Source organism: Simplicispira lacusdiani (assembly GCF_003604195.1).
In the GTDB taxonomy this organism is placed as follows: Bacteria; Pseudomonadota; Gammaproteobacteria; order Burkholderiales; family Burkholderiaceae_C; genus Simplicispira; species Simplicispira lacusdiani.
On the sequence record NZ_QXGR01000039.1, the window covers coordinates 1 to 945 of the forward strand.

At 40.0% G+C, this 945-nt stretch carries 1 protein-coding gene; it reads right to left on the reverse strand.

Features of this window, described 5'->3' with window-relative positions:
* On the reverse strand, window positions 1–255 hold a 255-nt coding region (locus D8S75_RS17280), incomplete at its 3' end, for an HAD hydrolase-like protein (RefSeq protein WP_157982682.1).
* Window positions 256–945: the final 690 nt, after the last annotated feature.

Genomic DNA, 945 nt, shown 5'->3' on the forward strand with positions numbered 1-945 from the left:
TGCAAATTTCAAAATTTCTTCCACGCCATCAAATGGTTTCATGTCTTTTGGAGACAATTCCTTTTTTAAGCTTTTAATTTTCTCTTTCTGGTCACTAGAAACATTATAGTAGTCTAGTGCATGTGAGTATGAAATCTTTAATTTTTTATAAATCTCCTGTTTATCTATCTCTTCTCCAAGTACTAGAGAGAGTATTTTGGTATAGGCAGGATATGTATTAAAAAGTGTTCCGTCAAAGTCCCATAAAATATTCAATTAAATCACCCTTTCTATTCCATTTTATCACAAGAATGTGGTAGCCATACTCTTGTTTTCTTTGTATACTCCATACACTATCAGTTAACATAACGTCTCATTATCGGTAGTGAAGACAAAGGCGGATCCCTATTCCCACAAGGAATCCGCCTTTGTCTTTTTCTATGATTCTATGCATTTTTTTATACATTCCTATTATGGCGGGCTTTTCGGCCTCCCCATAGTTCCCTATGTCTTCCGATTTTTTGCATAAAATCTTGCATACTCTTAGCGTGGTTTTTTTCAAAATGCTGGTGGTACTCCTTAATAACAAGTTCATAGAATGTTGATTTTATAAATCAAAAGAGAGGGGAACCTATGTAGTGCTACTTGAGTAGAAAATTAGGTTTTTAATTAGGTAGAGGTAGCTGCATAGCGTGTGTCAACGGTACCGGACCGAAACCCGTAAGGGGGCGGGAGGATAAGGAGTTGACACACTCACTATGCAACCCTCTTGTGGTTGTCAAAAGGTATCCTTTTGACCCTGCCAACCGGCGAGGGAGCCCCTCAAGGATTGAGGGGTTGGGGAGTTGGATTAAGGGGGTCTGGGGAAGAGTTCCCCAGCAGGTTTGGACAGAGTCCAAGGTTTTGTTTTTTGTCATGCAAAGCATGGCTTGGCGATAGCCAAAACAGCCTCGCAGAGCCTTTTCA